This window comes from Xanthomonas sp. NCPPB 3583 (genome assembly GCF_041475715.2).
In the GTDB taxonomy this organism is placed as follows: domain Bacteria; phylum Pseudomonadota; class Gammaproteobacteria; order Xanthomonadales; family Xanthomonadaceae; genus Xanthomonas; species Xanthomonas euvesicatoria.
Genome location: NZ_CM191263.1, coordinates 2827701 through 2851970, shown reverse-complemented (window position 1 = coordinate 2851970; position 24270 = coordinate 2827701). Strand labels below are relative to the sequence as shown.

Sequence of the window (24270 nt, the reverse complement as noted above, 5' to 3'; positions counted from 1 at the left end):
TCAGTGCGGGTGGGTGGCCTGCCACTCGCGCAACGTGGCTTCGGCGCGGCGGAAGTCGAAATCTTCGACCGCGCGTTGCAGGGCTTCCTGCAGTGCGCGCGACAAGCGTGGCGCACAGATCAACAGCGCATGGTCGATCTGGTCGGCATCGTCGCTGGCAAAGGCCGATGTCAGGATCTGCACGCTGTCTGCATCCAACGCAACGCCCTCCTCGTCGGCGGCAACGTCGCTGTCGCCATGCTGCAAGAATGCCCGGATCGCGTCGGCGGTGCGCTGCATGACGTCCTTCAACGCAATCAGCGATGCGGTGATGTCGTGTCCTTCCTCGATACGCGTCTCCAGATCGCCGGCTGCACCGGCCAGGGCCGGCAGCGCGAGCGAGCCGGCCGCGCCGCGCAGCTTGTGCGCCATCGCGCCGATGGCCGGCAGTTCGTTGCAACGCAGATGCTCGGCGGCTACCTCAGCCGGGTCCGGGTTGTCGCGCAGCAGCTTGATCAGATAGCGCGCATAGGGTTCGCGCTCGCGCCACAGGCTGCGCGCGCGTGCGGCGTCCAGCAGTTCCGGGTCGCTGTATTCCCATTCGGGACCGGCGTGCGCCTGCGCCTCGTGCGGAAGCGATGGAATGCGCCGTGTGCCCGGCTGCAGGAAATGACGAATGGCAGTGACCAGTTCTTCGACGTTGAATGGCTTGGCGATAAAGCCGTTCATGCCTGCTTCCAGCGCTTTTTCCTGCTGCGGGCGGAACGCGCCGGCGGTCAGCGCGATCACCGGCAGGCTGGCCAGGGCCGGGATCTGGCGCAACCGGCGCGTGGCCTCGTAACCGTCCACCACCGGCATCTGCACATCCATCAGCACCAGGTGGAACAGGTTGGGCGCGCGTTTGAGCGTACTCACTGCCTGTTCGCCATCGTGGGCGACGGTGACCATGGCGCCTTCGCCCTCCAGAATGCGCTGGGCGACTTCGCAATTGATGTCGCTGTCGTCGACCAGCAGCAGGTGGGCGCCCTCCAGACGTCGCGCAACGAATGTCGGCGTGGCAGGGCGGGTACCCGGGCGTTGCTCGAGCAGTTGTTCGACCAGCCGGTGCAGGGCCGCGCCGGTCACCGGCTTGGTCATCACCGCATCCAGATCCTGCTGCTCGGGATGCTGCTCCAGCAGGCGGCGCTCGTAGGCGGTGACCATCACGATGACCGGATGCGGGCCGGGCGTGGCGCGTGCACGAATCTCGCGCGCGATGGCCACCCCGTCGATATCGGGCATGCGCCAGTCGAGCAGGAAAATATCGTAGGGCTCTGCAGCGTGTTCGATGGCCTGCAGTGCGGCCTGTCCGCTGGCCACCGCATCCACGCGCCAGCCAAGTTCGGTGGCGATGCGCACCAGGTTGTTGAGCGCTGCATCGTGGTCGTCGGCGATCAGCACGCGCGGCATCGCTTCCGGCGGCAAGGCCGGCAACTCGCGCTGTGCCTGCGGTGGCGCGGATTTTTCCAGCGTCACCACAAAATAGAATTCGCTGCCGCGGCCGGGCACGCTTTCCACTTCCAGTTCGCCGCCCATCAATTCGACCAGGCGCCGGCTAATGGTCAAACCCAGGCCGCTGCCGCCGTAACGCCGACTGGTGGACGTGTCGGCCTGCAGGAACGGCGAGAAGATCACGCTCTGCTTTTCCTTGGAAATACCGATGCCCGTGTCGCGGACCGAAAACAGCAGCTTGAACTTGTTGGGGTCGCCGCTGGGGAAGCGGCGTACCGACAGCACCACTTCGCCCTGTTCGGTGAACTTGATCGCATTGCCGACCAGGTTGACCAACACCTGGTTGATGCGCAGCGCATCGCCCAGCAGCCAACGGCTGTCGCGTGGCAGGGGTTCGACGATCATTTCCACCGGTTTGGCGCTGAGCGAGGAGCGCATCAGGTCGGCGATGTTATCGAACAGCTGGTTCAGATCGAACGGCGCGCATTCCAGGTCGATACGCCCGGCCTCGATCTTGGAAAAGTCCAGGATGTCGTTGATGATCTCCAGCAACGTGCGCGCGGAACGATCGATCTTGGCGACCATGTCCTGCGCGGCGCCGGGCAGTTCGCTGCGCTGAAGCAGGTACAGCATGCCCAGGATGGCGTTCATCGGCGTGCGGATTTCGTGGCTCATGTTGGCCAGAAAATCGGATTTGGACTGATTGGCGCTCTTGGCCGCATCCATCGCCAGGCGCAGCTGTTTTTCGTGCAGCTTCTGCTCGGTGAGATCCACCGCCACGCCGAGATAGCCGATCACCTGGTCGTGGTCGTCGCGCAGGGTGCTCAAGGTCAGCAGCACCGGCAGGCGACGCCCGTCATGGCTCACGTAGGTCCACTCGCTGGTGTCGCTGCGACCCAGGCTGGTGAGCGCGGCGATCGCCTCCAGCGTATGCGCCACCGGCGTACCGGTCTGTTCGGCCAGCATGTGCGCGCGCTCCTGCAGTTCCTCGGGCTCGACGAACTGGCTGGCCTTGCGTCGTCCGATCACTTCTGTCGCGCTGTAGCCCAACAGTTTTTCGGCGGCCGGATTGAACAGGGTGACGAAGCCGCTGGAATCGATGGCGATGATGGCGTAGCCGGCGTGTGCCAGGATCGCGCGTTGCAGCACCGAGAACTTCACCAGCTCGCTGGTGCGTTCGGCGACCTGGTGTTCGAGCGAGGCATTGAGGTCGATGATGCGTTGATGCGAGCGCACGCGGTCGGAGATGTCGCGGAAGAAATGCGAATGGCCGCTGAGCGTGCCTTCGCTTTCGATGATCGGCGCCTTGCTGGCCAGCACATGCACCTGATGCCCGTCGCGATGGCGCATGGTCTGCGCCGCCGATGCGTTGCCCGCCAGTGCCGCGTCGGCATGGTCGACCTCAGGCATCGCATACGGCTGCGGCGACAGCAGCATGGTCAGGTCCTGATCGATCGCCTCGTCGGCCGTGTAACCGAACATCGCCTCGGCGGCCGGATTCCAGTGCGTGATACGGCCATCCGGGGTTTCGGCAACGATGGCTTCGCTGGAATGGCTGACCAGCGCGGCCAGTTCCATCTGCTTGCGCAGCACTTCCTCGCGGCGCAGCCCATTGCTGAAATACAGCACCAGCAGGGCGGCAAACAGGACCGCGGCGGCCATCACCAGCCCGCCGATCAACCAGGGCGAACTCTGGTTGAGCGATGCGACGAAGCCGGCGGTGGGGTGGGCGGTGATGACCCAGGTGCGGCCGTAGATCGGCAACAGCCGCACCACCGGCGGACGCAGCGCGCTGTCGCTGGCTGGCGTGCCGCTGCGATAGAAATTGTGGGTGGGCTCATTGCGGTCGGACAGGTCCAGCGCCACGTCATCGCGCTCACCCAATGCGCTTCGCACCATCTGCTCGACGCTGAAAGGCGCATACACCCAGCCGCTGGTGGCGAGCATGCGCTGTTGCGGGGTCTGCAACGGCATGCCTTCCCGATAGACCGCGAGCAGCACCAGAAAGCCGCTTTCGCTGGGAACGCGGTAACCGGAGAGCGAGATCGGCGAGGTCATGACCGGCTCGCCGCTGCGTGCGGCCTGCAGGGCGGCGGCACGCCGGCGCGGCTCGGAGGCGATATCGATGCCGAGCGGGCGGTTGCCCGAGGATTCCGGCTCGAAATACAGCACCATGTAACGCTCGCCATCCCATGGCGCCAACGGCCGGCGATGGATGTCCGGCGCACCGTCGGCACGCGCGGCCTGCAGAAACGCGGCTTCGTCGGCCGGGGCGACCCGATGGATGTAGCCGTAACCCAGCACCCCGGGAAACTCGCGCGGATAATCCCGCGAGCGGCTATACAAGGTGAAGCGTTCTCGACTGATGATGTCGCTGCCCGCGCCGATCACCGCACCGCGTGCGCCGCGCAAGCCATGCTCGAAGGTGGACATGCGCTCGCTGATGTTGCGCGCCAGCGTACGCACTACGTAGTCGAAGCGTTGCTGGCGCTCGAGCTCGTTCTGCCGTTGCAGCCACACGCCGGTGACGATGGCGGCAACCAGGCCGGCGCTCAGAATCAGCAGTGCACCAAAGAATGCGCGACGCCCGTATGTCCTGCGCAAATCCCAGCGGCCCTTCGGCATGTTCGTTCCTTCGCCTTGCCTGTTACGTGCCCAGAGTGCTGGCCGACCTGCGTCGACCTCGTGGTGCCGCCCGATATCCGGCGGCTGTGTGCAGTCCCCCAAGCCTGCACGTCATTTTCGGATGGGCGATCGACGTTCCCGCATCAAAACGACAGCCAGATCGACAACGCGTGAAGAATCAGTCCGATCAGTCCACCGACCAACGTTCCATTGAACCGAATGTATTGCAGATCGCGTCCCACCCCCAATTCCAATTGTTCGACGAGGTGACGTTCGTCCCAACTTTTCATCGTCGACGCAATATGGTCGGTGACCGATGTGCGCAAGCGCGCGGTGAGTTTGTCGGCGGCCTGCAACATATGTTGATTGAGCGCTTCACGCAGCGAGGGATCCTGCGACAAGGCCCGGCCGAGCGATTGCATGGAACGCTCCACATGCGCGGCCATCGACGATTGTTCGCGCGCCAGGTCATTGCGCAGTGCGTCGCGAATTTCGCCCCATAACCCTTGCACGTAGTCCTGCAGTGCCGGGTGTTCGATGGCGCGTTGCTTGAGTTCTTCCACGCGCACGGCCATCTCCGGCTCGTCGCGCAAGCGCGTGATGTAGCCCTGCAGCCACGCTTCGTAGTCGAGCCTGATTGGATGCTCGGGCGTTTTGAGGATGTCCTGCAGTTCTTCGATCGCCGCACGCGCCATGCGGTCGGCCAGGCTGTCGCCGATCTCTTCGATCGGCTTGACCCAATTCACGGTGCCGACCAGCTTGGGCCATTCGCGGCGCGCGTAACGCACGATCAATGCAGACGCGCGCGTCTTGACCTGCTCCTGGTCCAGCCATTCGCCCAGCCGCAGCAGCACTTCATCCAGCAGCTTCTGGTGGCGGCCGTCGGTGGTGAGCAGGGCCATCACATCGCCGATGGTGGCGGCGGCGTTCCATTTGCGCAGGCGGTCGACCACGAAGCCTTGAATCGCGCGGCGGACGGCTGCCTCGTCGAGCAGTTCCAGCGCCTGCAGCATCCAGCCGCGCGTCATCTGCGCCAGCATGCGTGCCTGCTCTGGTTTGGCCAGCCAATCGCCCAGCCGGCTGGCGGGATCGAATACCCGCAGTTTTTCCATCAACGCATCCGGGGCGAGGAACTGGTCGCGCACGAACACTGCCAACCCGTCGGCCAGCCGTTCCTTGCCGCGCGGCAGGATGGCGGTGTGCGGGATCGGCAGGCCCATCGGGTGGCGGAACAGCGCCACCACCGCGAACCAGTCGGCCAATGCGCCCACCGTGGCCGCTTCGCAGAAGGCCGACACCCAGGCCCAGATGCCGTGTTCGCCCATCAGGTGGCTGACGACGAAGCCGGCGAACATTGCCAGCAACAAGGCCACCGCCAACAGCTTCATGCGCTGCAACTGGGCACGACGAGGATCGATCGGACGGGGAGTGCTGAGACTGGGTTCCATCGGTGAAGTGTACCCAGTCGTTTGACCAGGGCATGTCCACGGCAGGTGGCGCCATCGCGCGTGCAGGTTGTGGCCGCGTCTTGCGTGCCTTGTGCTCCAGCTGCGCCTGGGTTGGGGCGACCCAGCGGCTGTTGCTGTCGCAGGAGCGCACCTGGGCGCGACGGGCTTTATCGGGAATGCCTGTCGCGCACAGGTGCGCTCCTACGTGTTGCTGTCGACTGTCGGGTGCACTCAGCTGCGCAGGCGTTCCAGCTGCGCCTGCAGTGCGGTCACCTTCGATTGCAGCGCGGCATTCTCGTTTTCCAGTTCGGTGACGCGGCGCTGCAGGGCCTTGATGTCGCGGCGTTCGGCTTCGCCACCTTCGGCCTCGTCGGCCTTGGGTTTGCGCTTGGCATCGCGTACACGCTTGGCGGCCTGTTTGAGCTCGGCCTTGCCGGCCTGCGCGGCGGCGCGTTGTTCGTCCTCCGACAGCGTGGCCACCGCAGCGGCGGCGCTGATCGAAATCTCGCCCGCCTTGACCGCCTGCACCACTTCCGGCGCGGCCTGTTTATGGATGCGTTCGATCATCACCACCTGGTTGCTGCTCAGGCGCGCTTCGCGGGCCAGCTCGGCACGGCTGACCGGGGTAGAGGTTTCGTCCCACGGCGGGCTGTCGGTGTCGTCGGCGGTGTGCGTGCTGCTCTGCTCCAGGCCAGTGTCCGGCTGGTCGCCGGCCACCGCCGGCGCTTCGGCTGCGGCGTCGGCGTCGCGCTGGCTGCGTTGGCGTGCGGCCAGGATCTCGCGCTTGCGCAACGCCAGTACGCCACGCTGGAAGTCGGACACGCTGCGCCGGCCCAGGTGCTGTTCGATCATCCACAGGTGCACGTCCTGCATGGACTGGAAGCGCGGGTTCTGCACCGTCTGGAACGGCAGCCCGTGTTTCTGGCAGATACCGTAGCGGTTGTGGCCGTCCACCAGCACATCGCCCCACAGCACCAAGGCATCGCGGCAGCCTTCGGCCAGCAGGCTGCGTTCCAGCGCCTCGTGCTCGTCGGGCGTCAGCGGGTCGATATAGGCCTTGAGTTCTTCTTTGACAACGATGTTCATACGGCAACTGCTGGAAGACGGGGCGGGCATTGTAGTGAGCCGGCCCCGGCTTTGCGCGCTTGACGGCTGCCTGCATGCGTGACACGCGGGCGCCCGTCGCCGACGTTGCGGTCGTTGCCTATGGCCAGCCGAGCCTAGTCCACCTGGCGAAGCATCTTGCCCAGCGTCTCCACCATCTGCCCGATCTGCTCCGGGGTGACGATCAGCGGCGGTGACAGTGCGATGACATCGCCGGTGACGCGCACCAGCAGGCCGCCCTCGTGGAAACAGCGCTCGAAGACCTCGTAACCGCGCGCGCCCGGGGCGCCGTCGCGTGGTGCCAGCTCGATCGCGCCGATCAGGCCGATGTTGCGGATGTCGATCACATGCGGCGAGCCGCGCAGGCCGTGCAGTGCGTCTTCCCACTGCGGGCCCAGCGTGATCGCGCGCGTGAACAGCTCTTCCTCGGCATAGGTGTCCAGCGTGGCAATCGCCGCTGCACAGGCCAGCGGGTGGCCGGAATAGGTATAGCCGTGAAAGAGCTCGATCGCGTTTTGCGGCCCGTGCATGAAGGCATCAAAGATCGCATCGGCCACCAGCACCGCGCCCATCGGCACGGTGCCGCTGGTCAGGCCCTTGGCGGCGGTGATGATGTCCGGGGTGACGCAGAAGCGCTGCGCGGCGAATGCGTTGCCCACGCGGCCGAAGCCGGTGATCACCTCGTCGAACACCAGCACGATGCCGTGGCGGTCGCAAATGGCGCGCAACCGCTGCAGGTAACCTTCCGGCGGCAGGATCACGCCGGCCGAACCGGACACCGGTTCGACGAACACTGCGGCGATGGTGGATGCATCGTGCAGGGTGATCAGCCGTTCCAGATCGTCGGCCAGCTCCGCGCCGTGTGCGGGCAATCCACGCGCATAGGCGTTGCGCTGCAGATCCAGCGTGTGCCGCAGATGATCGGTACCGGACAGCAGCGGGCCGAACCACTTGCGGTTGTTGGGCAGGCCGCCGATCGACATGCCGCCGAAGCCGACCCCGTGGTAAGCCTTTTCGCGGCCGATAAAACGGGTGCGCTGGCCTTCGCCGCGCAACCGGTGGTAGGCCAGCACGATCTTCATCGCGCTATCCACCGCCTCCGAGCCGGAGTTGGTGAAGAACACATGGCCCAAGCCGGGCGGGGCGATTGCGGCCAGCCGCTGCGCCAGTACGAAGGGCAGCGGCGAGCCCATCTGGAAGGTCGGCGCGAAATCCAGCGTGCCGGCCTGTTCGCGAATGGCGGCCACGATGCGCTCGCGGCCATGTCCTGCATTGCAGCACCACAGGCCTGCCGTGCCGTCCAGAATCTGGCGGCCGTGGACATCGCGGTAATGCATGCCCTGCGCCGAGGCCAGCAGGCGAGGCCGTGCCTTGAACTGGCGATTGGCGGTGAACGGCATCCAGAAGGCATCCAGCTGCGTCGGTGCCTGCAGCGCATCGGCGGCATCGCTGGGAAGGTGGAGGGGCATGGCAGGCTCCATCGTGCAGGATCGCCCGACTGTACGCAGCTGGCGCCTCGGCCGTCACCTGACAGGCCGGCAGGCGCACAGGAGTAGCAGGCGCATCGTGCGTATTCCGGTCGAGCGACACCAGGACCGGATGATGCCGGCACCCGCCACAGCGCTGCGCGTGCAGCAGGCGCGGGGACGGGTTTCGCGACGCGGTTGGCGAAGTGCAGACAGACTAGTCAATTAGTCGCAGCTGCGGCCGCTAACACCAAGGCACGCTTACGTGACATGGGCATGGGCGGCGCTTTGCAACACTGCAGGGCGCTGGCAAGCATTGCAAACAGGCAGGGATCGCCGATGATGCGCCAGACGACCGCCAGTTGGGCCTGGTCGGTGTCGCTGCCCATATCGCAACGCGTTATTTGATTGCAGCTATCAATCGTATTCGGAACGGCCGACAGGACGTCGCCATCGCCCGCCAGGCGTTGGTGGTAGTCCTGTCAGCCGTGTTTTCGCAGTTCATCGTTGGTTTTTTGGGGGAAATGAGAATGACGCAAGGGTCCACCGTGGCGACAGCCAGCGGCGCAGACGCCGGTTTACTGTCCAAGGAGCGCATCATTGCGCGGCCGGGGTTCAATCGTTGGTTGGTACCGCCGGCAGCACTGGCGATCCACCTGTGCATCGGCATGGCCTACGGCTTCAGCGTGTTCTGGCTGCCGTTGTCCAAGGCGCTGGGCATCACCGAGTCGATCGCATGCCCGGCCGATATGGGCCTGTTCGCACGCATGGTGGCCACCACCTGCGACTGGAAGATCAGCGAGCTGCAGTGGATGTACACGCTGTTCTTCGTGCTGCTGGGGTGCTCGGCAGCGATCTGGGGCGGCTGGCTGGAACGGGCCGGCCCGCGCAAGGCCGGCGTGGTCTCGGCGCTGTGCTGGTGCGGCGGGCTGGTGATCTCGGCAGTCGGCATCCACTTCCATCAGATCTGGATGCTGTGGCTGGGCTCGGGCGTGATCGGCGGCATCGGCCTGGGGTTGGGCTACATCTCGCCGGTGTCGACGCTGATCAAGTGGTTCCCGGACCGACGCGGTATGGCGACGGGCATGGCGATCATGGGCTTTGGCGGCGGCGCGATGATCGGCAGCCCCTTGGCCGATGCGCTGATGCGCCATTTCGCGACCCCCACCTCGGTGGGCGTGATGGAAACCTTCCTGGTGATGGCGGCGCTGTACTTCGTCTTCATGATGGCCGGCGCGTTCGGTTACCGCGTGCCGCCGAGCGGCTGGACCCCGGCCGGCTGGACCGCGCCGGTGGCCAGCAGCAACGCCATGATCACCGCCAACCACGTGCACGTGAAAAAGGTCTGGGGCATCCCGCAGTTCTGGTTGCTGTGGGGCGTGCTGTGCCTGAACGTCTCGGCCGGCATCGGCGTGATCGGCATGTCCTCGCCGATGTTGCAGGAAGTGTTCGGCGGCCGTCTGATCGGCGTGGATGTGGGCTTCGCCAGCCTGGATCCCACCCAGCTGGCCAGCATCGCGGCCATCGCGGCCGGCTTCACCGGTCTGCTCAGCCTGTTCAACATCGGCGGCCGGTTCTTCTGGGCCAGCATGTCCGACAAGCTCGGCCGCAAGAACACCTACACGCTGTTCTTCGTGCTGGGCATCTGCCTGTATGCAGCGGCGCCGTCGGCTGGCGGTATTGGCGGCATCGCGCTGTTTGCGGGCATCTTCTGCATCATCCTGTCGATGTACGGCGGCGGTTTCGCCACCATTCCGGCGTATCTGGCCGACCTGTTCGGTACCCAGATGGTCGGCGCCATCCACGGCCGGCTGCTGACTGCCTGGGCAACCGCCGGCATCCTGGGTCCGGTGGTGGTGGGTTACATGCGCGAGTACCAGCTGGCGCACGGCAGCCCGCCGTCACAGGTCTACAACACCACCATGTACATCCTTGCCGGCATGCTCGTGCTCGGCCTGATCTGCAATCTGTTGGTGCGCCCGGTGGCCGCACGTCACTTCATGACGCCCGACGAACTGGCACGCGAAAAGCAGCTGGCGCACGAAAAGGTCGACCGCACCGGGCACGGCACGATTCCACCGGAACAAATGGCGCGCATCGGTCATGGCGGCAACCCCGCGCTGGTCGCGTTTGCCTGGCTGGCGGTGGGTATCCCGATGCTGTTCGGTATCTGGGTCACGCTGCAAAAAGCCTTCGTGCTGTTCCATTGAGGTGAGATGACCAGTCCGTCTTCCCGCTCCGTGCGTCCGGGCAGTGTGGTACGCACGGTCCGTCGCCATCGCGGCGGCCGCAGCGCCACGGTGCAGGACATGGTGGCGGCCGAAATGCCGGTCGCCTTCATCTACAACGGCGTGCCGTTCGCGGTGATGATGGCCACGCCGGAGGACCTGGAGGATTTCGCACTGGGGTTCTCGTTGAGCGAAGGCATCGTCGATCACGCGCAGGACTTGCGCGTGATCGCGGTGGAGACGTTTCTGGAAGGCGCTTCGCTGCAAATAGAAATCCCGCCCGAGCGCGCAGCCGCGTTGGACCAACGGCGCCGCAATCTGGACGGGCGCAGCGGGTGCGGGGTGTGCGGCAACGAGTCCATCGAAGCGGTGCTGCGTGTGCCGCCGGTGCTGCACTCGTCGCTGCAGATCGACGTGGATGCCTTGGCGCATGCGCTGGATGCGCTGCATGCACGGCAGCCCATCGCCGCGCAGACCGGCGCCGTGCACGCGGCTGCCTGGGCCGATGCGCAGGGCAATGTGCAGCTGGTCCGCGAAGACGTGGGCCGGCATAACGCGTTGGATAAATTGATCGGTGCATTGGCGCGCGCGCGCATCGATGCATCGCTCGGGTTCGCGGTGGTCACCAGCCGCGCCAGTTACGAAATGGCCATGAAAGCCGCGCAGGCCCGAATTCCGCTGCTCGCAGCGATTTCGGCGCCAACGGCGCTGGCGATCAGCCTGGCCGAGAGTGCGGGACTGACCCTGATCGGGTTTGCCCGCGATCACGATTGTGTCGTTTACAGCCATCCGCAGCGCCTGGATCTGGGCATTGCGGTGGGAGAGCCCGCATGAGCAAGAAAACCATCAAGCAATACGACAATCCCGCGGGCGGCTGGGGCGCATTGCGCTCGGTGGCCAAGCACCTGATGGAACAGGACATCGCCGTGCAGGGCGCCAAGACGCTGCTGCACGCCAACCAGCCGGACGGTTTCGACTGCCCCGGTTGTGCCTGGCCGGATCGCGACCACACGTCCACGTTCGAATTCTGCGAAAACGGCGCCAAGGCCGTGGCGGCCGAGTCCACCGCACGTCGCGCCGGGCCGGAGCTGTTCGCTTCGCACACCGTCAGCCTGCTGTCGCAATACAGCGATTACTGGTTGGAAGGGCAGGGTCGCCTGACCCACCCGATGCGCTACGACGCTGCGACCGACCACTACGTGCCGGTGAGCTGGGACGATGCCTTTGCGCAGATCGCGCGGCATCTCAATGGCCTGGCAACGCCGGATGAGGCGATCTTCTACACCTCCGGGCGCACCAGCAACGAGGCAGCGTTCCTGTATCAGTTGTTCGTGCGCGAGTTCGGCACCAACAATTTCCCCGATTGCTCCAACATGTGCCATGAGCCCTCCGGCACCGCGCTGCGGTCGCAGATCGGCGTGGGCAAGGGCACGGTGTCGCTGCACGATTTCGAGCTGGCCGACGCCATCTTCATCTTCGGGCAGAACCCGGGCACCAATCATCCGCGCATGCTGGGCGAATTGCGTCAGGCGTCCAAGCGCGGTGCGGCGATTGCGGCGTTCAACCCGCTGCGCGAGCGCGGGCTGGAAAAGTTCGCCGACCCGCAGGACAAGCTGGAGATGTTGCACAACGGCTCCACGCGCATCGCTTCGGATTATTTCCAGCTCAAGATCGGCGGCGACCTGGCTGCGGTGAAGGGCATCATCAAGCACGTGCTGGAGCGCGATGCGCAGGCGCAGCGCGATGGCACGCCGCGCTTGCTGGACCTGGATTTCATCCAGGCGCACACCGCCAATTTCGAGGCGTTCGCTGCCGACGTGCACGCGGAGCGCTGGGACACCATCGTCGAAGAATCCGGGCTGGACGAAACCGCGCTGCGCAAGGCCGGCGAGATCTATCTCAATGCCGAGCGCGTGATTGCCTGCTGGGGCATGGGCATCACCCAGCACAAGCATTCGGTGGCGACCATCCACATGATCACCAACCTGCTGCTGCTGCGCGGCAACCTGGGCCGGCCCGGCGCGGGTGTCTGCCCGGTGCGCGGGCACAGCAACGTGCAGGGCGACCGCACGATGATGATCTATGAAAAGCCGCCGGCCGCGTTCCTGGACAAGCTGCAATCGGTGTTCGGTTTCGCGCCCCCGCGCGCAGACGGGTTCGATACCGTGGGTGCGATCGAGGCGATGCTGGATGGGCGGGGCAAGGTGTTCTTCGCGATGGGCGGCAATTTTGCTGCCGCTACGCCGGATACCGATGCCACGCACCGCGCGTTGCGCAACTGCGAATTGACCGTGCATGTCACCACCAAGCTCAATCGCAGCCACCTGGTGCATGGGCGCGATGCGTTGATCCTGCCGTGTCTGGGGCGCACCGAGATCGACATCCAGGATGCCGGCGCACAAGGCGTGACGGTGGAGGATTCGATGAGCATGGTGCACCTGTCGGCCGGCATCAATCCGCCGGCCTCGCCGGACCTGCTGTCGGAACCGGCGATCGTGGCGCGCATGGCCGAAGCCACGCTGGGCGCACGCAGCGCGATTCGCTGGCGCTGGCTGGTGGGCGATTACGACCGCGTGCGCGATCTCATCGCGCAGGTGTTTCCGGACTTTGCCGGGTTCAACGAACGCGTGCGTACGCCGGGCGGCTTCCGCCTGTCCAATACCGCGCGCGACCGCAACTGGGTCACACCTGAGCAGCGTGCGGTGTTCAAGTCGCATGCGGTGCCCACCGACAACCCGATCCATCGTGCGAGGCGTTCGCGTGGCGATCAGATGGTGTTTACGCTGGCCACCACGCGTTCGCACGATCAATACAACACCACCATCTATGGGTTGGACGACCGCTATCGCGGTGTGTTCGGCGAGCGCCGCGTGCTGTTCATCAATGGGGCGGATATCGCGGCGTTGAACATGAAGGCCGGCGATTGGGTGGACCTGGAAAGCCTGTGCGAGGACGGCGTGCGCCGCGAGGCGCGGCGTTTCCTGTTGGTGGACTACAACATCCCGCGTGGCTGCCTGGCCGCGTACTACCCGGAAACCAATGCGCTGGTGCCGTTGTCCAGTTTCGCCGACGAGGCGCGTACGCCGACCTCCAAGTCGATTCCGGTCATCGTGCTGCCGCACCGCGCCGAAACCGCCGATGCGGCGCCGCGCGATATCGGAGCGGTGCTTGTCCGCTGATCCACAGCTCACCGTACAGCTGTTGCATGCGCTTGCCGACGCGCCCGATGGCGTGTCGCTGGCCCGGCTATGCAAGCACCTGGGCGTGCGCATGAGCGTGCTGCTGCGCACGCTCGCCTGGTTGGGGACGGCGAACCTGGACGGCCAGCCGGGTCCGGATTGGGTGCGCGTGGAAGATCGCGGCGAGCGGCAGTTTGCAGTACTGACGCCGGTTGGTTTGGCCGAGCATGCGCAGCGATCAGCTGCGCAAACGTTGCAGGGCGGTTGAGCGAGCTTCCCGCTGCTTGATTGAAAGCTCTGCAGACCGACCAACTCAACTGGTCCTTGCCGGCCCATCGTCGCGGGACCCTTGGCGGCATGGGTGCCCGCCACGGAGCCTACAAGTGCGTACCTGCGGCGTGTCCTGCGATGGTGGGCGCGCAAGGGCCTGCAGCAAACGCCAAGACCTCGCACCTTGCAGGCTGAGCAGTTGACGATCTCCGGCTACGCGTTGCCGGACACCTCTCCTCTGCGAACGCGTCTGCTCCAAGACGAGTCGGGCGCGATCCACAGCACCGTCGGTCACGCCTGCAACTTTTTGCTCCCGCCTGGCCTGCGCAAAGCAGTGCCGCGATCTGCCAGAATCGGCCGTCTTGCTTCCCGGATGCCGATCAACCATGACTGCCGCTGCGCCGCTTGCCGCACCCACCAATTCACCTGCGCGCGTGCTATTCGCCAGCCTGATCGGCACCACCATCGAGTTCTTCGATTTCTATATCTACGCCACCGCCGCAGTGCTGGTGTTTCCCACGCTGTTCTTTCCCGCCGGCGATGGCAGTGCGGCGATGCTGCAGTCGTTGGCGACCTTTGCGGTCGCGTTTGTTGCGCGGCCGGTGGGCTCGGCGGTGTTCGGTCACTTCGGCGACCGGGTAGGGCGCAAGGCCACGCTGGTGGCAGCGCTGCTGACGATGGGTTTGTCCACCGTGGCCATCGGCCTGCTGCCCAGTTACGCGCAGATCGGCGTGTTTGCGCCTGCGTTGCTGGCGTTATGCCGCTTCGGCCAGGGGTTGGGCCTGGGCGGCGAGTGGGGCGGGGCGGTGCTGCTGGCCACCGAGAACGCGCCGCCGGGCAAGCGGGTGTGGTACGGCATGTTTCCGCAACTGGGCGCGCCGCTGGGGTTCTTGTTGTCCACCGGCACCTTTCTGGGCATGGGCGCAGTGCTGGACGATGTGCAGTTCATGCAGTGGGGATGGCGCGTGCCGTTTCTGGCCAGTGCATTGCTGGTCCTGACGGGGCTGTGGGTGCGCCTGAGCATCACCGAGACGCCGGATTTCCAGAAGACGCTGGACCGCAAGACGCGTGTCAGGTTGCCGCTGGGCACCGTGGTCGCGCAGCATTGGCCGGCGCTGATCGTCGGCACGCTGGGCGCGTTCGCCACCTTCGTGCTGTTTTATCTGATGACGGTGTTCGCGCTCGGCTATGGCACCAAGACGCTGGGCTACGACAAGGAACAATTCCTGTTGTTGCAGATGGCCGGCATCGTTTTTTTTGCGCTCGGCATTCCGCTGTCGGCCAAGTTTGGCGACCGGCACGGCGCGCCGCTGGCGATGATGCTGGCCAGCATCGCCATCGTGGCATTCGGCCTGGCGTTTGCGCCGCTGTTTCAGGCCAGTCACCCGTTGCAGGTGCTGGCGTTCCTGTCGCTGGGATTTTTCTTCATGGGCCTGACCTATGGTCCCTGCGGCACGTTGCTGGCCGAGCTGTATCCCACCGAGGTGCGCTACACCGGCGCATCGCTGTCGTTCAATCTGGCCAGCATCCTGGGCGCGGCGCCGGCGCCCTACGTGGCCACGCAACTGGCGGCCAGTTACGGCGTGCAATCGGTAGGGTATTACCTGGGCGGGGCGGCCGTGCTGAGCCTGATGGCGCTGGTCGTGGCGCGGCGCTGGCGTCGCTGAGCGGCAGATCGCAACGGTTGATGGAGTCTGCGATCGTGCAGCAACGCGGCGGCCCACGATGACGCGATGGCGTGCGCGCTTCGGTGCGCTGCTGCAGAGCCGAGGCGTTGATCTGGCTGCTAGCCGAAGATCCGCTTGAGCGTGCGGCCCAGCCAGCCACCATGCTGATGGGTGCGCGAAAACCGGTCCAGGTGTGCGATCACCTGCGGTGCGTAGGCCTGATCGTCACCGCGAATATGGTTGAACAGCCAGCGTGAGAGCATGTTGCGCAGTTCGTCGCTGACGTCTTCGCCGGCCTGGAAGCGCAGGCGGTATTCGCCGACACGCTTGCCGAACACCGCATGCACGCGCTGGTGCGCCTGGCTGAAGGGATAGCCGGCTTCCTGCATCAGTTCTTCTTCGAAGGCGAAGTGCGAGAGCGTGTAATCGATCAGTTCGTCGATCACCTCCGCCACTGCCAGTTGCTGCAGACTGGTCTGCGCAACATGCAGCTGATTGATCATGTCCACAATGCGCCGGTGTTGATGATCGATGACCTCGATCCCGGTGTTGAGGTCGTCCTGCCAGACCAGCAGTGCCATCGAAGTACCTTGCCCAATGCGATGGGCATACGGTAAGCCGCGCGCGCCGGCAGTGCGTTGATCTGGATCAAGGCATGTCGGCAGGCGCGTCATCCGCACGCGTCGCTTGGGCCTGCAGGCGACGCTGGATCAGCTTGCCAGACGCACCTGGTTACGGCCGCCGGCCTTGGCCAGATACAGGTGCTTGTCCGCTTCGTTCAGCAGGTAATGCAGCGATTGGTCGCTTTCGCTGGCGATGCATACGCCGATGCTCACCGTCATGCTCAACGTCTCGTCTCCCACGCGCACGCGCAGGGCGCTGATGCGTTCGCGCAGGGTTTCGAAATAGCTGGTGGCATTGGCCGCATCCAGCCCGGGCACCAGCAGGCAGAACTCTTCGCCGCCGAAGCGTGCGACCAGGTCTTGCGGCCGCGCATGCCCGGACACCGAAGCGGCCACCGCACGCAACGCCTGGTCGCCGGCTTCGTGGCCCCAGGTGTCGTTGATGTGCTTGAAATGGTCGATATCCACCATCGCGGCGGTCACCGTCTGGTCCTGCAACAGCAGCTTGGGAATGACGCGCTGGCTTTGTTCCAGAAAGTAGCGCCGGTTGGGCAGGCCGGTGAGGAAGTCGCGGGTGGCCAGATCCTGCAGCGTGCCGATCAGTTCCAACTGGTCCACGTTTTGCGATACGCGGCAGAAGAATTCTTCGCGCGAGAAGGGTTTGCGCAGGAAGTCGTTGGCGCCGTTCTTCAGGAAACGCGGAATCAACGACGAATCGCTATTGCCGGAAATGCCGATCACCGCCACCTTGTCGCGCGAGCGGATCGCGCGCAGCCGGCGGGTGAATTCCACGCCATCCATCCCAGGCATTTCCTGGTCGACGATGGTCAGGCGGATGCCGGGGTCGCGTTCGATCGCGTCCAGCCCGGCGGCACCGTCGGCCGCCAGCACCACGCGGTAGCCGTACATCGACAGCAGCGCGCCGGCATAGGTGCGTGCCGACAGCGAGTCGTCCACCACCAGGGCGGCGATCCGGCGATTGCGCTCCAGGCGCTGCACCAGCCATGCCAGGTATTCGATGCTGCCCGGTGCATTTTTCAGCACGTAATCGATGATCTGCTGCTGCAGCACGCGCTGGCGCAGGTCTTCGTCGTACACGCCGCTGACCACCACGGTGGGCAGTTTGCGCGAGAGAAAGAATTCCACAACCTTGTCGCGGTCGCCGTCCACCAGTACCAGGCCGGTGAGGACCAGGAACCAGCCGTCCTCTTCGTCGAGCACGCGCGCGGCTTCGGCCAGGGTCGAGACGACCGTGACCGGGAGTTCCACGCGTTGCTCGATGGCTTCGCGCAGCATGCTGGTGAACGTGCGCGAGTTCTCCACCAACAGCACGCGCTGCGGCAGGACTGCACTTTCACTATTGCGATGTAGGGTACCTGGGGACATCGGCTGGCCGTCTGGATCGAACCGTCAGGTCAGCTAACGGCCCTGCTCGCCAAAACTTGAGCACCACGTTCCAAAGCGTGGCGCTCACCACAGCGCATCGCGCAGCCGATACCAGCTCATCGCCGCCACCAGCAGCGGGGTCCGTAGCCGCCGCCCGCCGGGGAACGGGCGGTGCGGAATGCGTTCGAACACGTCCAGGCGCCGGCTCTGGCCGGCGATGGCCTCGGCAATGACCTGGCCGGCCAGGCCGGTGGCCGCCACGCCATGTCCGGAAAAGCCCTGTGCGAAGTACAGATTGGGCGCCAGCCGGCCCCAGTGCGGCGCACGGTTGCGCGAGATGTCCACGTAGCCGCCCCACAGCGTTTCCAGCGGTACGTCGTGCAGCTGCGGGAATACCGTATGCATGCGCTGGGTCATCAGGCGCTGCAAGCCCGCAGGCGGACGCGAGGAGTAACTGGCGCGCCCACCGAACAGCAGGCGGTGATCGGCACTGAGCCGATAGTAATCCAGTGCCCAGTTGGTATCGGCCACCGCCATGTCGTTGGCGATCAGGGCGCGTGCACGCGCCTGGCCCAGCGGCGGCGTGGCGCCGACATAGGTGCCGACCGGCATGATGCGCTGCTCCAGCGTCGGGGCGATGCCGCGCAGCAGTGCATTGCCGGCGATCACACCGAACGCGGCAGTCACGTTGCCGTGGGCGGTATGCATCACCACGCGCGCGCCGGGCTGCTGCCTGGTCACGGCCGAGTCCTCGTAGATGCGCACGCCGGCGGCCAGCGCGGCCCGTGCCAGGCCCAGTGCATAGGCCAGCGGCTGCAGATGGCCGCTGGCAGGGTCGAACATGGCACCCAGGTACAGCGGGCTGTCCAGCACCTGGCGGGTGCGTGCGCGGTCCCACCATTGCAGCGGGTAGTCGTAGCGTTCGGCCATGCGCACGATGCCGTGTTGCAGCGCCTGCACCTGACGCGGCTTCAGCGGCACATGCGCGTGGCCGTCGCGCCAGTCGCAGGCGATGGCATGGCGCGCGATGCGCTCGCGCAGCAGGCGCATGCCGTCGCGCGAGAAATCGAACAACAGGCGAGCATCGTCGTTGCCGACCAGCGCTTCCAGCGTTTCCTGCTCGCACCCATAGCCAACGATGGCCTGGCCGCCATTGCGCCCGGACGCGCCCCAGCCCACACGCCGGGCTTCCAGCACGATGACGGCGTAACCGGCCTCGGCCAGCGCCAGCGCGGCGGCGAGGCCGGTATAGCCACCGCCGAGAATGCAGACGTCGGCGTGCTCGGCGCCTTGCAGGCGCGGTTGTTGGGGCAGGGCCGGCGTGCTGCGTGCATACCAGCTGTCCGGATACCGGTTGCCCGCTGAATCGCTGTGCGGCGGTGGCGCGTGGGGGGAAGCCATCACACGGTGCGCAGGTACCGCGCGTAATCCAGGTCGGGGACCTGCGCCTGGTAGTCGAGCAGCTCGCGTTGCTTCTGCTGGCCGAATACGTGCTGGAACTGCATGCCGAACTGCTCGGCGATGAAGTCGCTGCCGAGGAACGCATCCACCGCGCCTTGCCAGCTGCGCGGGGTGAACACCGACTGCGCGTACGCATTGCCGGTGACCGCCGCGGTGGGTTCGGCCGGCTGCCGCAGGCCGTCCAGCATCGCGGCCAGCACGGCTGCAGCGGCCAGATACGGGTTGGCATCGGCACCGGCAATGCGGTGTTCGATGCGGGTGTTGTGCGCATCGCTGTGCGGGATGCGCAGCGCCACGGTGCGGTTGTTGAAACCCCAGCTTGCATCCAGTGGCACGAACGCATTGCTGACGAAGCGGCGATAGCTGTTGGCATGCGGGGCGAACATCAGGAGCGAGGCATCCGCATGCCGCTGCAGCCCGGCGATGGCGTGGCGTAGCGGCTGCGCAGGCGCGTCGGCGGCACTGGCCAGCACGTTGTGCCCGGCGGCATCGAGCAGGCTCACATGCAGATGCAGGCCGCTGCCGGCCTGGCCGGGGAAAGGCTTGGCCATGAAGCTGGCCAGCTTGCCCTGCTGCTGCGCAATGGCTTTGATGGTGCGCTTGAGCAGAATCGCCTCGTCGCAGGCGGCCACCGCATCGGCACGGTGGTGCAGATTGATTTCGAACTGGCCGGGTGCGTACTCGGCCACGGCGGTGTCGGCCGGAATGCCTTGCTGTCTGCAAGCGGCGGTGACCGCATCGGTAAAACCACGCTGGTCGTCCAGATCCTGCAGCGAATACACCTGCGTGCTGTCGCTGCGTTCGCCGGTGATCGGGTCGCGCGGGGTCTGCGGGCGCCCCTGTGCATCGGCGATGGCGTCGAACAGGTAAAACTCCAGCTCCACTGCGATGACCGGGGTCAGGCCGAGTGCGCCAAACCCCTGCAACACGCGCTGCAACACCGCACGCGGGGCGACTTCGAACAGCGCGCCTTCGGGGGTATGCATCGCCAGCAGCAGTTGCGCCATCGGCCTTGGCGCCCAGGGCACCGGGCGTAGTGAGCCTTCGATCGGCCGGCAGATGCGGTCGGCGTCGCCGATCGCGTAGCCAAGCCCGGTCTCTTCCACCGTGTTGCCGGTGATGTCGGTGGCGATCAGCGACATCGGCAGGCACACGCCCTCGCGATACACCTTGCCCAGGGCCTCGGCGGTCACCCGCTTGCCGCGCAGCACGCCGTTGGTATCGGGCAATAACAGATCGACAGACTCGCACCCGGCGATGCGAGAGAGGGTGTGGGCATCGGCAGCCGGCAGGGAGGCGATGGAGTTTTCGGAAGCCATGGGCAACACCTGCGAAGTCGCCGCCCAGCGTAGCAAAGCGCGCGTGAGTAATCGCAAGCGCAGTGGCACGCTTGGCAATGCCGGCAATGGCGCGGTAACTTCGAGGGTATCGACGTTCCACCGAACGTATCGGATTTCGCGCATGGCAGTCGTTCCGCTGGTCGGCCTGCCGACCGATCGCATCCTGCAAGGGCCTCATCCGTTTCTGGCTGCCGGCGAGAAGTACATCCGCGCGGTGGTCGAGGCAGCCGCTGCGATGCCGGTGCTGTTGCCCAGCCTGCAGCCGGCATTGGATGCAGGCGCGTGGCTGGAGCGGCTGGATGGGCTGTTGTTGACCGGAGCGGTCAGCAATGTGGAGCCGCATCACTACAGCGACGAGCCCAGCTGGGAAGGAAACCCGCACGACCCGGCGCGCGATGCCACCAGCCTCGCGCTCATCCCGCAGGCGCTTGCGCGTGGCCTGCCGGTGCTGGCGATCTGCCGCGGGCTGCAGGAGGTCAATGTGGCACTGGGCGGGCGCCTGCATCAGCGCGTGCACGACGTGCCCGGCCTGGCCGACCACCGGGAAGACCGCGGCACACCGACAGACATGCAATATGGCCCGGCGCATGTGGTGCACCTGCATCCCGGCGGCTGGCTGGCGTGCATGAGCGATAGCGCCCAGGTCTGGGTCAATTCCCTGCACGGGCAGGGCATTGCCACGCTGGCTGAGGGGCTGCTGATCGAAGCCACCGCGCCGGACGGGCTGATCGAAGCGTTCCGCGGCTCCGGCCCGGGGTTTCTGCTGGCAGTGCAATGGCATCCGGAATGGCGTGTCACACAGCATCCGTTCTACCGTGCCATCTTTCAGGCCTTCGGCGATGCCTGTCGCCAATACGCCGCGCGACGCGGCAAGTGAGGTTGCATGTCCATCCGCACGCGTTCGCGCAAGACCCCGTCCAAGCAGCCGGAGAGCGCGCTGCGCCGCTGGCTGAAAGAGCGCAGCATCACCGAGGTGGAATGCCTGGTGCCGGACATTACCGGCAACGCGCGCGGCAAGATCATTCCCGCCGACAAGTTCTCGCATGACTACGGAACGCGCCTGCCGGAAGGCATCTTCGCCACCACCGTGACCGGCGATTTCCCCGACGATTATTACGCGCTCACCTCACCGTCGGATTCGGACATGCATCTGCGCCCGGATGCCAGCACCGTGCGCATGGTGCCGTGGGCAGCCGACCCCACCGCGCAGGTCATCCACGACTGCTATACCAAGGATGGCCAGCCGCACGAACTTGCCCCGCGCAACGTGCTGCGCCGCGTGCTGGACGCCTATGCCCAGGCCAAGCTGCAACCGGTGGTGGCACCGGAGCTGGAGTTCTTCCTGGTGCAGAAAAATACCGACCCCGACTTCCCGTTGTTGCCGCCGGCAGGGCGCTCCGGGCGGCCGGAAACGGCGCGGCAGTCGTACTCGATTGACGCGGTCAACGAGTTCGACCCCATCCTGGATTTGATGTACGACTACTGCGATGCGATGGAGCTGGACGTGGACACGCTGATCCACGAATCCGGCGCCGCGCAGTTGGAAGTCAACTTCACCCATGCCGACCCGATGTCGCGCGCGGACCAGGTGTTCCTGTTCAAGCGCACCATGCGCGAAGCCGCGCTGCGGCACGGTGTGTATGCCACGTTCCTGGCCAAACCAATGGAAACCGAGCCAGGCAGTGCGATGCATATCCACCAGAGCCTGTTGCATGCCGTCACCGGCAAGAACGTGTTCAGCGGCAAGCGCGAGGGCGGTTTCAGCGATACCTTCGCGCATTATCTGGGCGGCTTGCAGAAATACATTCCGATGGCGATGGGCCTGCTGGCGCCCAACGTCAATTCATACCGGCGGTTGATGTTCGGCGAGGTGTCGCCGAGCAATGTGCTGTGGGGCTTCGACAACCGCACCTGCGGGCTGCGCGTGCCCATCGATGCACCGCAGAACATGCGGGTGGAAAGCCGCTTTGCCGGCTCCGACGCCAACCCGTATCTGGCCATGGCAGCGACCTTGGCCTGCGGGTTATTGGGGATCGGCGAAAAGCTCGAACCGACCGCGCCGATCAGCAGCAATGGCAAGGAGCAGGGCTACGATTTGCCGCGCTCGCTGGGCGAGGCGCTGGATGAGCTGGAAGGCTGCGAGGCGTTGCAGGAGATGTTGGGGCGGCGGTTCGTGCGCGCATACATCTCGGTGAAGCGGAAAGAGTACGAGACGTTTTTCCGGGTCATCAGTTCGTGGGAACGGGAGTTCTTGTTGTTGAATGTGTGAGGCGTTCTTGCATCTCACGCGCGTGCTGTGTTCCTTCTCCTCCCGGGAAAAGTGCCCGAAGGATGGATGAAGGCAACCTCGGCGGCAACGGAAGTTCTCGCGGCCAAGCTGCCTGCCGGGCGTTCTGCAAAACCGTCCACGGTCCGGCAACAGGGCCTGGGTATGCTTGTAACCCCTCACGCGCGGAGCAGGTCGTGGATCCTTCGGTGCTCAAGGCGTTGCAGCGGCTCGACGCCGCCCATCATCTGCATCCGTTCAACGACAACGCGGCATTGGCGCACAAGGGCACGCGCATCCTGACGCGCGGTGAGGGCGTGTACGTGTGGGATGCCGACGGCAATCAGTTTCTGGATGCGTTCGGCGGACTGTGGTGCGTCAATGTCGGCTACGGGCGCAAGGAACTGGCGCAGGCAGCGGCGCGTCAGATGGAGCAGCTGGCCTACTACAACAGCTTCTTCCAGTGCACCACCGAACCCACCATCCAGCTGGCGGCCAAGCTGGCGGCGTTGGCGCCGGGCGATTTGAATCATGCGTTCTTCGCCAACTCCGGGTCCGAGGCCAACGACACCATCCTGCGCCTGGTGCGGCATTTTTGGGCCGTGCAGGGGCGGCTGCAAAAACGCATCTTCATCGGCCGCCACGATGGCTATCACGGCACCACCATGGCCGGCGCCAGCCTGGGCGGCATGAAGGGGATGCACCGGCAGGGCGGGTTGCCGATTGCCGATATCCATCACATCGCACCGCCGTATCACTTCGGCGATGGCGGGCAGATGGATCCGGAGGACTACGGGTTGCTGGCGGCACGTCGTCTGGAGGACAAGATTCTGGAACTCGGCCCCGAACATGTGGCTGCGTTCATCGGTGAGCCGATCATGGGTGCGATCGGCGTCTATATCCCACCGCGCAGTTACTGGCCGGAAATCGAGCGGATTTGTCGGCGCTACGACGTCCTGCTGGTCGCCGATGAAGTGATCTGCGGTTTCGGCCGCACCGGCGAGTGGTTCGGTGCGGAGTACTTCGGCTTCCAGCCCGACGTGATGACGCTGGCCAAAGGCATCACCTCCGGCTACATCCCGCTGGCGGCAGCCATGTTCAACGACCGCGTGGCCGGCGTGCTCAAGACCCAAGGCGGCGAGTTGGCGCACGGTGGTACCTATGCCGGGCATCCGGTGTGCGCGGCGGTGGCGCTGGAAAACCTGCGCCTGCTGCAGGACGAGGGCATTGTGGAGACCGCGCGCACGCAGGTTGCGCCGTACCTGGCGCAGCGCTGGGCCGCGCTGGGCGAGCACCGGCTGGTGGGCGAGGCACGCATCGCCGGGCTGGTCGGGGCGCTGGAGCTGGTGCCGGACAAGCAGCGCCGTGGTGTGTATTTCCCCGGGCGCGGGCGGGCAGGGGCGATGTGCCGCGATTTCGCGCTGCGCCGCGGGCTGATCCTGCGCGCGACCTACGATGCCATGCTGCTGTCGCCGCCGTTGATCATTACCCGGGAGCAGGTCGACGAACTGTTCGACAAGGCCTGGGCCGCGCTGGACGACACCGCGCAGGCCTTGGGTCGATAGCTCCTGCACAAGCCGTCCCACCGCACGGCAGCGGGCAGTGACGAGGTCGGTGAGCACGCATGCGCGCAGCGGTGCCTTCGTGGCGGCTGCCGCGCTGGTCAGCCGGCAAGGTCGGTCCGTGCCGGTCCCGCTGCGCTGGGCAAACCCGGGCGTGGTGAGTAGGCTGGGAAGA

At 65.7% G+C, this 24270-nt stretch carries 16 protein-coding genes; 8 read left to right on the top strand and 8 right to left on the bottom strand.

Translation table 11 applies throughout. The features are described from left to right. The 4 genes from ACCQ07_RS12585 to aptA all read right to left on the bottom strand — a co-directional run bounded on the left by ACCQ07_RS12585 (position 1) and on the right by aptA (position 8128). Positions 1-4095 (bottom strand): CHASE domain-containing hybrid sensor histidine kinase/response regulator, encoded by a 4095-nt coding sequence (locus ACCQ07_RS12585; RefSeq protein WP_372363371.1) that lies wholly within the window; start codon positions 4093-4095, stop codon positions 1-3. A 143-nt stretch (positions 4096-4238) separates the two neighbouring features. After that, positions 4239-5543 carry a DUF445 domain-containing protein gene (locus ACCQ07_RS12580; RefSeq protein ID WP_014090415.1) on the bottom strand — a complete coding sequence of 435 codons (1305 nt, stop codon included), beginning with the start codon at positions 5541-5543 and terminating at the stop codon, positions 4239-4241. Between the two features lie 231 nt (positions 5544-5774). Then, positions 5775-6629: a plasmid replication/partition related protein gene (locus ACCQ07_RS12575; protein WP_136732663.1), complete on the bottom strand. Its 855-nt coding sequence runs from the start codon at positions 6627-6629 to the stop codon at positions 5775-5777. Positions 6630-6763: 134 nt separating this feature from the next. Continuing rightward, positions 6764-8128, bottom strand: a complete 1365-nt coding sequence (aptA, locus tag ACCQ07_RS12570) for an omega-aminotransferase AptA (RefSeq protein ID WP_372363369.1) — start codon at positions 8126-8128, stop codon at positions 6764-6766. 515 nt (positions 8129-8643) lie between these two features. On the opposite strand from aptA, the gene ACCQ07_RS12565 reads away from it, so the two are divergent. The 5 genes from ACCQ07_RS12565 to ACCQ07_RS12545 all read left to right on the top strand — a co-directional run bounded on the left by ACCQ07_RS12565 (position 8644) and on the right by ACCQ07_RS12545 (position 15457). Continuing rightward, entirely contained in the window at positions 8644-10323 is a 1680-nt protein-coding gene (locus tag ACCQ07_RS12565) for an OFA family MFS transporter (protein ID WP_008571350.1), read from the top strand. 6 nt (positions 10324-10329) lie between these two features. Continuing rightward, a complete protein-coding gene (fdhD, locus tag ACCQ07_RS12560; protein ID WP_136732661.1) occupies positions 10330-11175 on the top strand; it encodes a formate dehydrogenase accessory sulfurtransferase FdhD in 846 nt (281 codons plus the stop codon). Further along, positions 11172-13520, top strand: coding sequence for an FdhF/YdeP family oxidoreductase (locus ACCQ07_RS12555; protein ID WP_136732660.1), 2349 nt, complete (start codon positions 11172-11174; stop codon positions 13518-13520). The genes fdhD and ACCQ07_RS12555 overlap by 4 nt, the downstream gene beginning before the upstream one ends. Further along, positions 13510-13788 (top strand): hypothetical protein, encoded by a 279-nt coding sequence (locus tag ACCQ07_RS12550; RefSeq protein ID WP_008571346.1) that lies wholly within the window; start codon positions 13510-13512, stop codon positions 13786-13788. Before ACCQ07_RS12555 ends, ACCQ07_RS12550 begins: the two co-directional genes overlap by 11 nt. A 388-nt stretch (positions 13789-14176) precedes the next feature. Further along, on the top strand, positions 14177-15457 hold the full coding sequence (locus tag ACCQ07_RS12545; RefSeq protein ID WP_218540137.1) for an MFS transporter: 1281 nt from the start codon (positions 14177-14179) through the stop codon (positions 15455-15457). Positions 15458-15576: 119 nt separating this feature from the next. On the opposite strand, the gene ACCQ07_RS12540 is transcribed toward ACCQ07_RS12545, so the two are convergent. The 4 genes from ACCQ07_RS12540 to ACCQ07_RS12525 form a co-directional block, all read right to left on the bottom strand. Next, a complete protein-coding gene (locus ACCQ07_RS12540) occupies positions 15577-16038 on the bottom strand; it encodes a bacteriohemerythrin (protein ID WP_005915313.1) in 462 nt (153 codons plus the stop codon). 129 nt (positions 16039-16167) lie between these two features. Then, entirely contained in the window at positions 16168-17466 is a 1299-nt protein-coding gene (locus tag ACCQ07_RS12535) for a diguanylate cyclase (protein WP_011347797.1), read from the bottom strand. Positions 17467-17550: 84 nt separating this feature from the next. Next, positions 17551-18870 carry an NAD(P)/FAD-dependent oxidoreductase gene (locus ACCQ07_RS12530; protein WP_372363368.1) on the bottom strand — a complete coding sequence of 440 codons (1320 nt, stop codon included), beginning with the start codon at positions 18868-18870 and terminating at the stop codon, positions 17551-17553. After that, complete coding sequence (locus tag ACCQ07_RS12525; RefSeq protein WP_218532092.1) at positions 18867-20246, bottom strand: glutamine synthetase family protein; 1380 nt, start codon at positions 20244-20246, stop codon at positions 18867-18869. Before ACCQ07_RS12525 ends, ACCQ07_RS12530 begins: the two co-directional genes overlap by 4 nt. A gap of 142 nt (positions 20247-20388) precedes the next feature. Between ACCQ07_RS12525 and ACCQ07_RS12520 the strand changes: the two genes are divergently transcribed. The 3 genes from ACCQ07_RS12520 to ACCQ07_RS12510 all read left to right on the top strand — a co-directional run bounded on the left by ACCQ07_RS12520 (position 20389) and on the right by ACCQ07_RS12510 (position 24098). Then, positions 20389-21144: a gamma-glutamyl-gamma-aminobutyrate hydrolase family protein gene (locus ACCQ07_RS12520; protein ID WP_277575150.1), complete on the top strand. Its 756-nt coding sequence runs from the start codon at positions 20389-20391 to the stop codon at positions 21142-21144. Positions 21145-21150: 6 nt separating this feature from the next. Further along, positions 21151-22536 (top strand): glutamine synthetase family protein, encoded by a 1386-nt coding sequence (locus ACCQ07_RS12515; protein ID WP_109290922.1) that lies wholly within the window; start codon positions 21151-21153, stop codon positions 22534-22536. 194 nt (positions 22537-22730) lie between these two features. Beyond that, on the top strand, positions 22731-24098 hold the full coding sequence (locus ACCQ07_RS12510; protein WP_109290924.1) for an aspartate aminotransferase family protein: 1368 nt from the start codon (positions 22731-22733) through the stop codon (positions 24096-24098). The last annotated feature ends 172 nt before the right edge of the window (positions 24099-24270 follow it).

Coding starts and splice junctions, on each gene's coding strand:
- fdhD (WP_136732661.1), top strand. CDS start 10,330: ATGACCAGTCCGTCTTCCCGCTCCGTGCGTCCGGGCAGTGTGGTACGC.
- ACCQ07_RS12555 (WP_136732660.1), top strand. CDS start 11,172: ATGAGCAAGAAAACCATCAAGCAATACGACAATCCCGCGGGCGGCTGG.
- ACCQ07_RS12540 (WP_005915313.1), bottom strand. CDS start 16,038: ATGGCACTGCTGGTCTGGCAGGACGACCTCAACACCGGGATCGAGGTC.
- aptA (WP_372363369.1), bottom strand. CDS start 8,128: ATGGAGCCTGCCATGCCCCTCCACCTTCCCAGCGATGCCGCCGATGCG.
- ACCQ07_RS12515 (WP_109290922.1), top strand. CDS start 21,151: ATGTCCATCCGCACGCGTTCGCGCAAGACCCCGTCCAAGCAGCCGGAG.
- ACCQ07_RS12525 (WP_218532092.1), bottom strand. CDS start 20,246: ATGGCTTCCGAAAACTCCATCGCCTCCCTGCCGGCTGCCGATGCCCAC.
- ACCQ07_RS12565 (WP_008571350.1), top strand. CDS start 8,644: ATGACGCAAGGGTCCACCGTGGCGACAGCCAGCGGCGCAGACGCCGGT.
- ACCQ07_RS12580 (WP_014090415.1), bottom strand. CDS start 5,543: ATGGAACCCAGTCTCAGCACTCCCCGTCCGATCGATCCTCGTCGTGCC.
- ACCQ07_RS12535 (WP_011347797.1), bottom strand. CDS start 17,466: ATGTCCCCAGGTACCCTACATCGCAATAGTGAAAGTGCAGTCCTGCCG.
- ACCQ07_RS12520 (WP_277575150.1), top strand. CDS start 20,389: ATGGCAGTCGTTCCGCTGGTCGGCCTGCCGACCGATCGCATCCTGCAA.
- ACCQ07_RS12585 (WP_372363371.1), bottom strand. CDS start 4,095: ATGCCGAAGGGCCGCTGGGATTTGCGCAGGACATACGGGCGTCGCGCA.
- ACCQ07_RS12575 (WP_136732663.1), bottom strand. CDS start 6,629: ATGAACATCGTTGTCAAAGAAGAACTCAAGGCCTATATCGACCCGCTG.
- ACCQ07_RS12545 (WP_218540137.1), top strand. CDS start 14,177: ATGACTGCCGCTGCGCCGCTTGCCGCACCCACCAATTCACCTGCGCGC.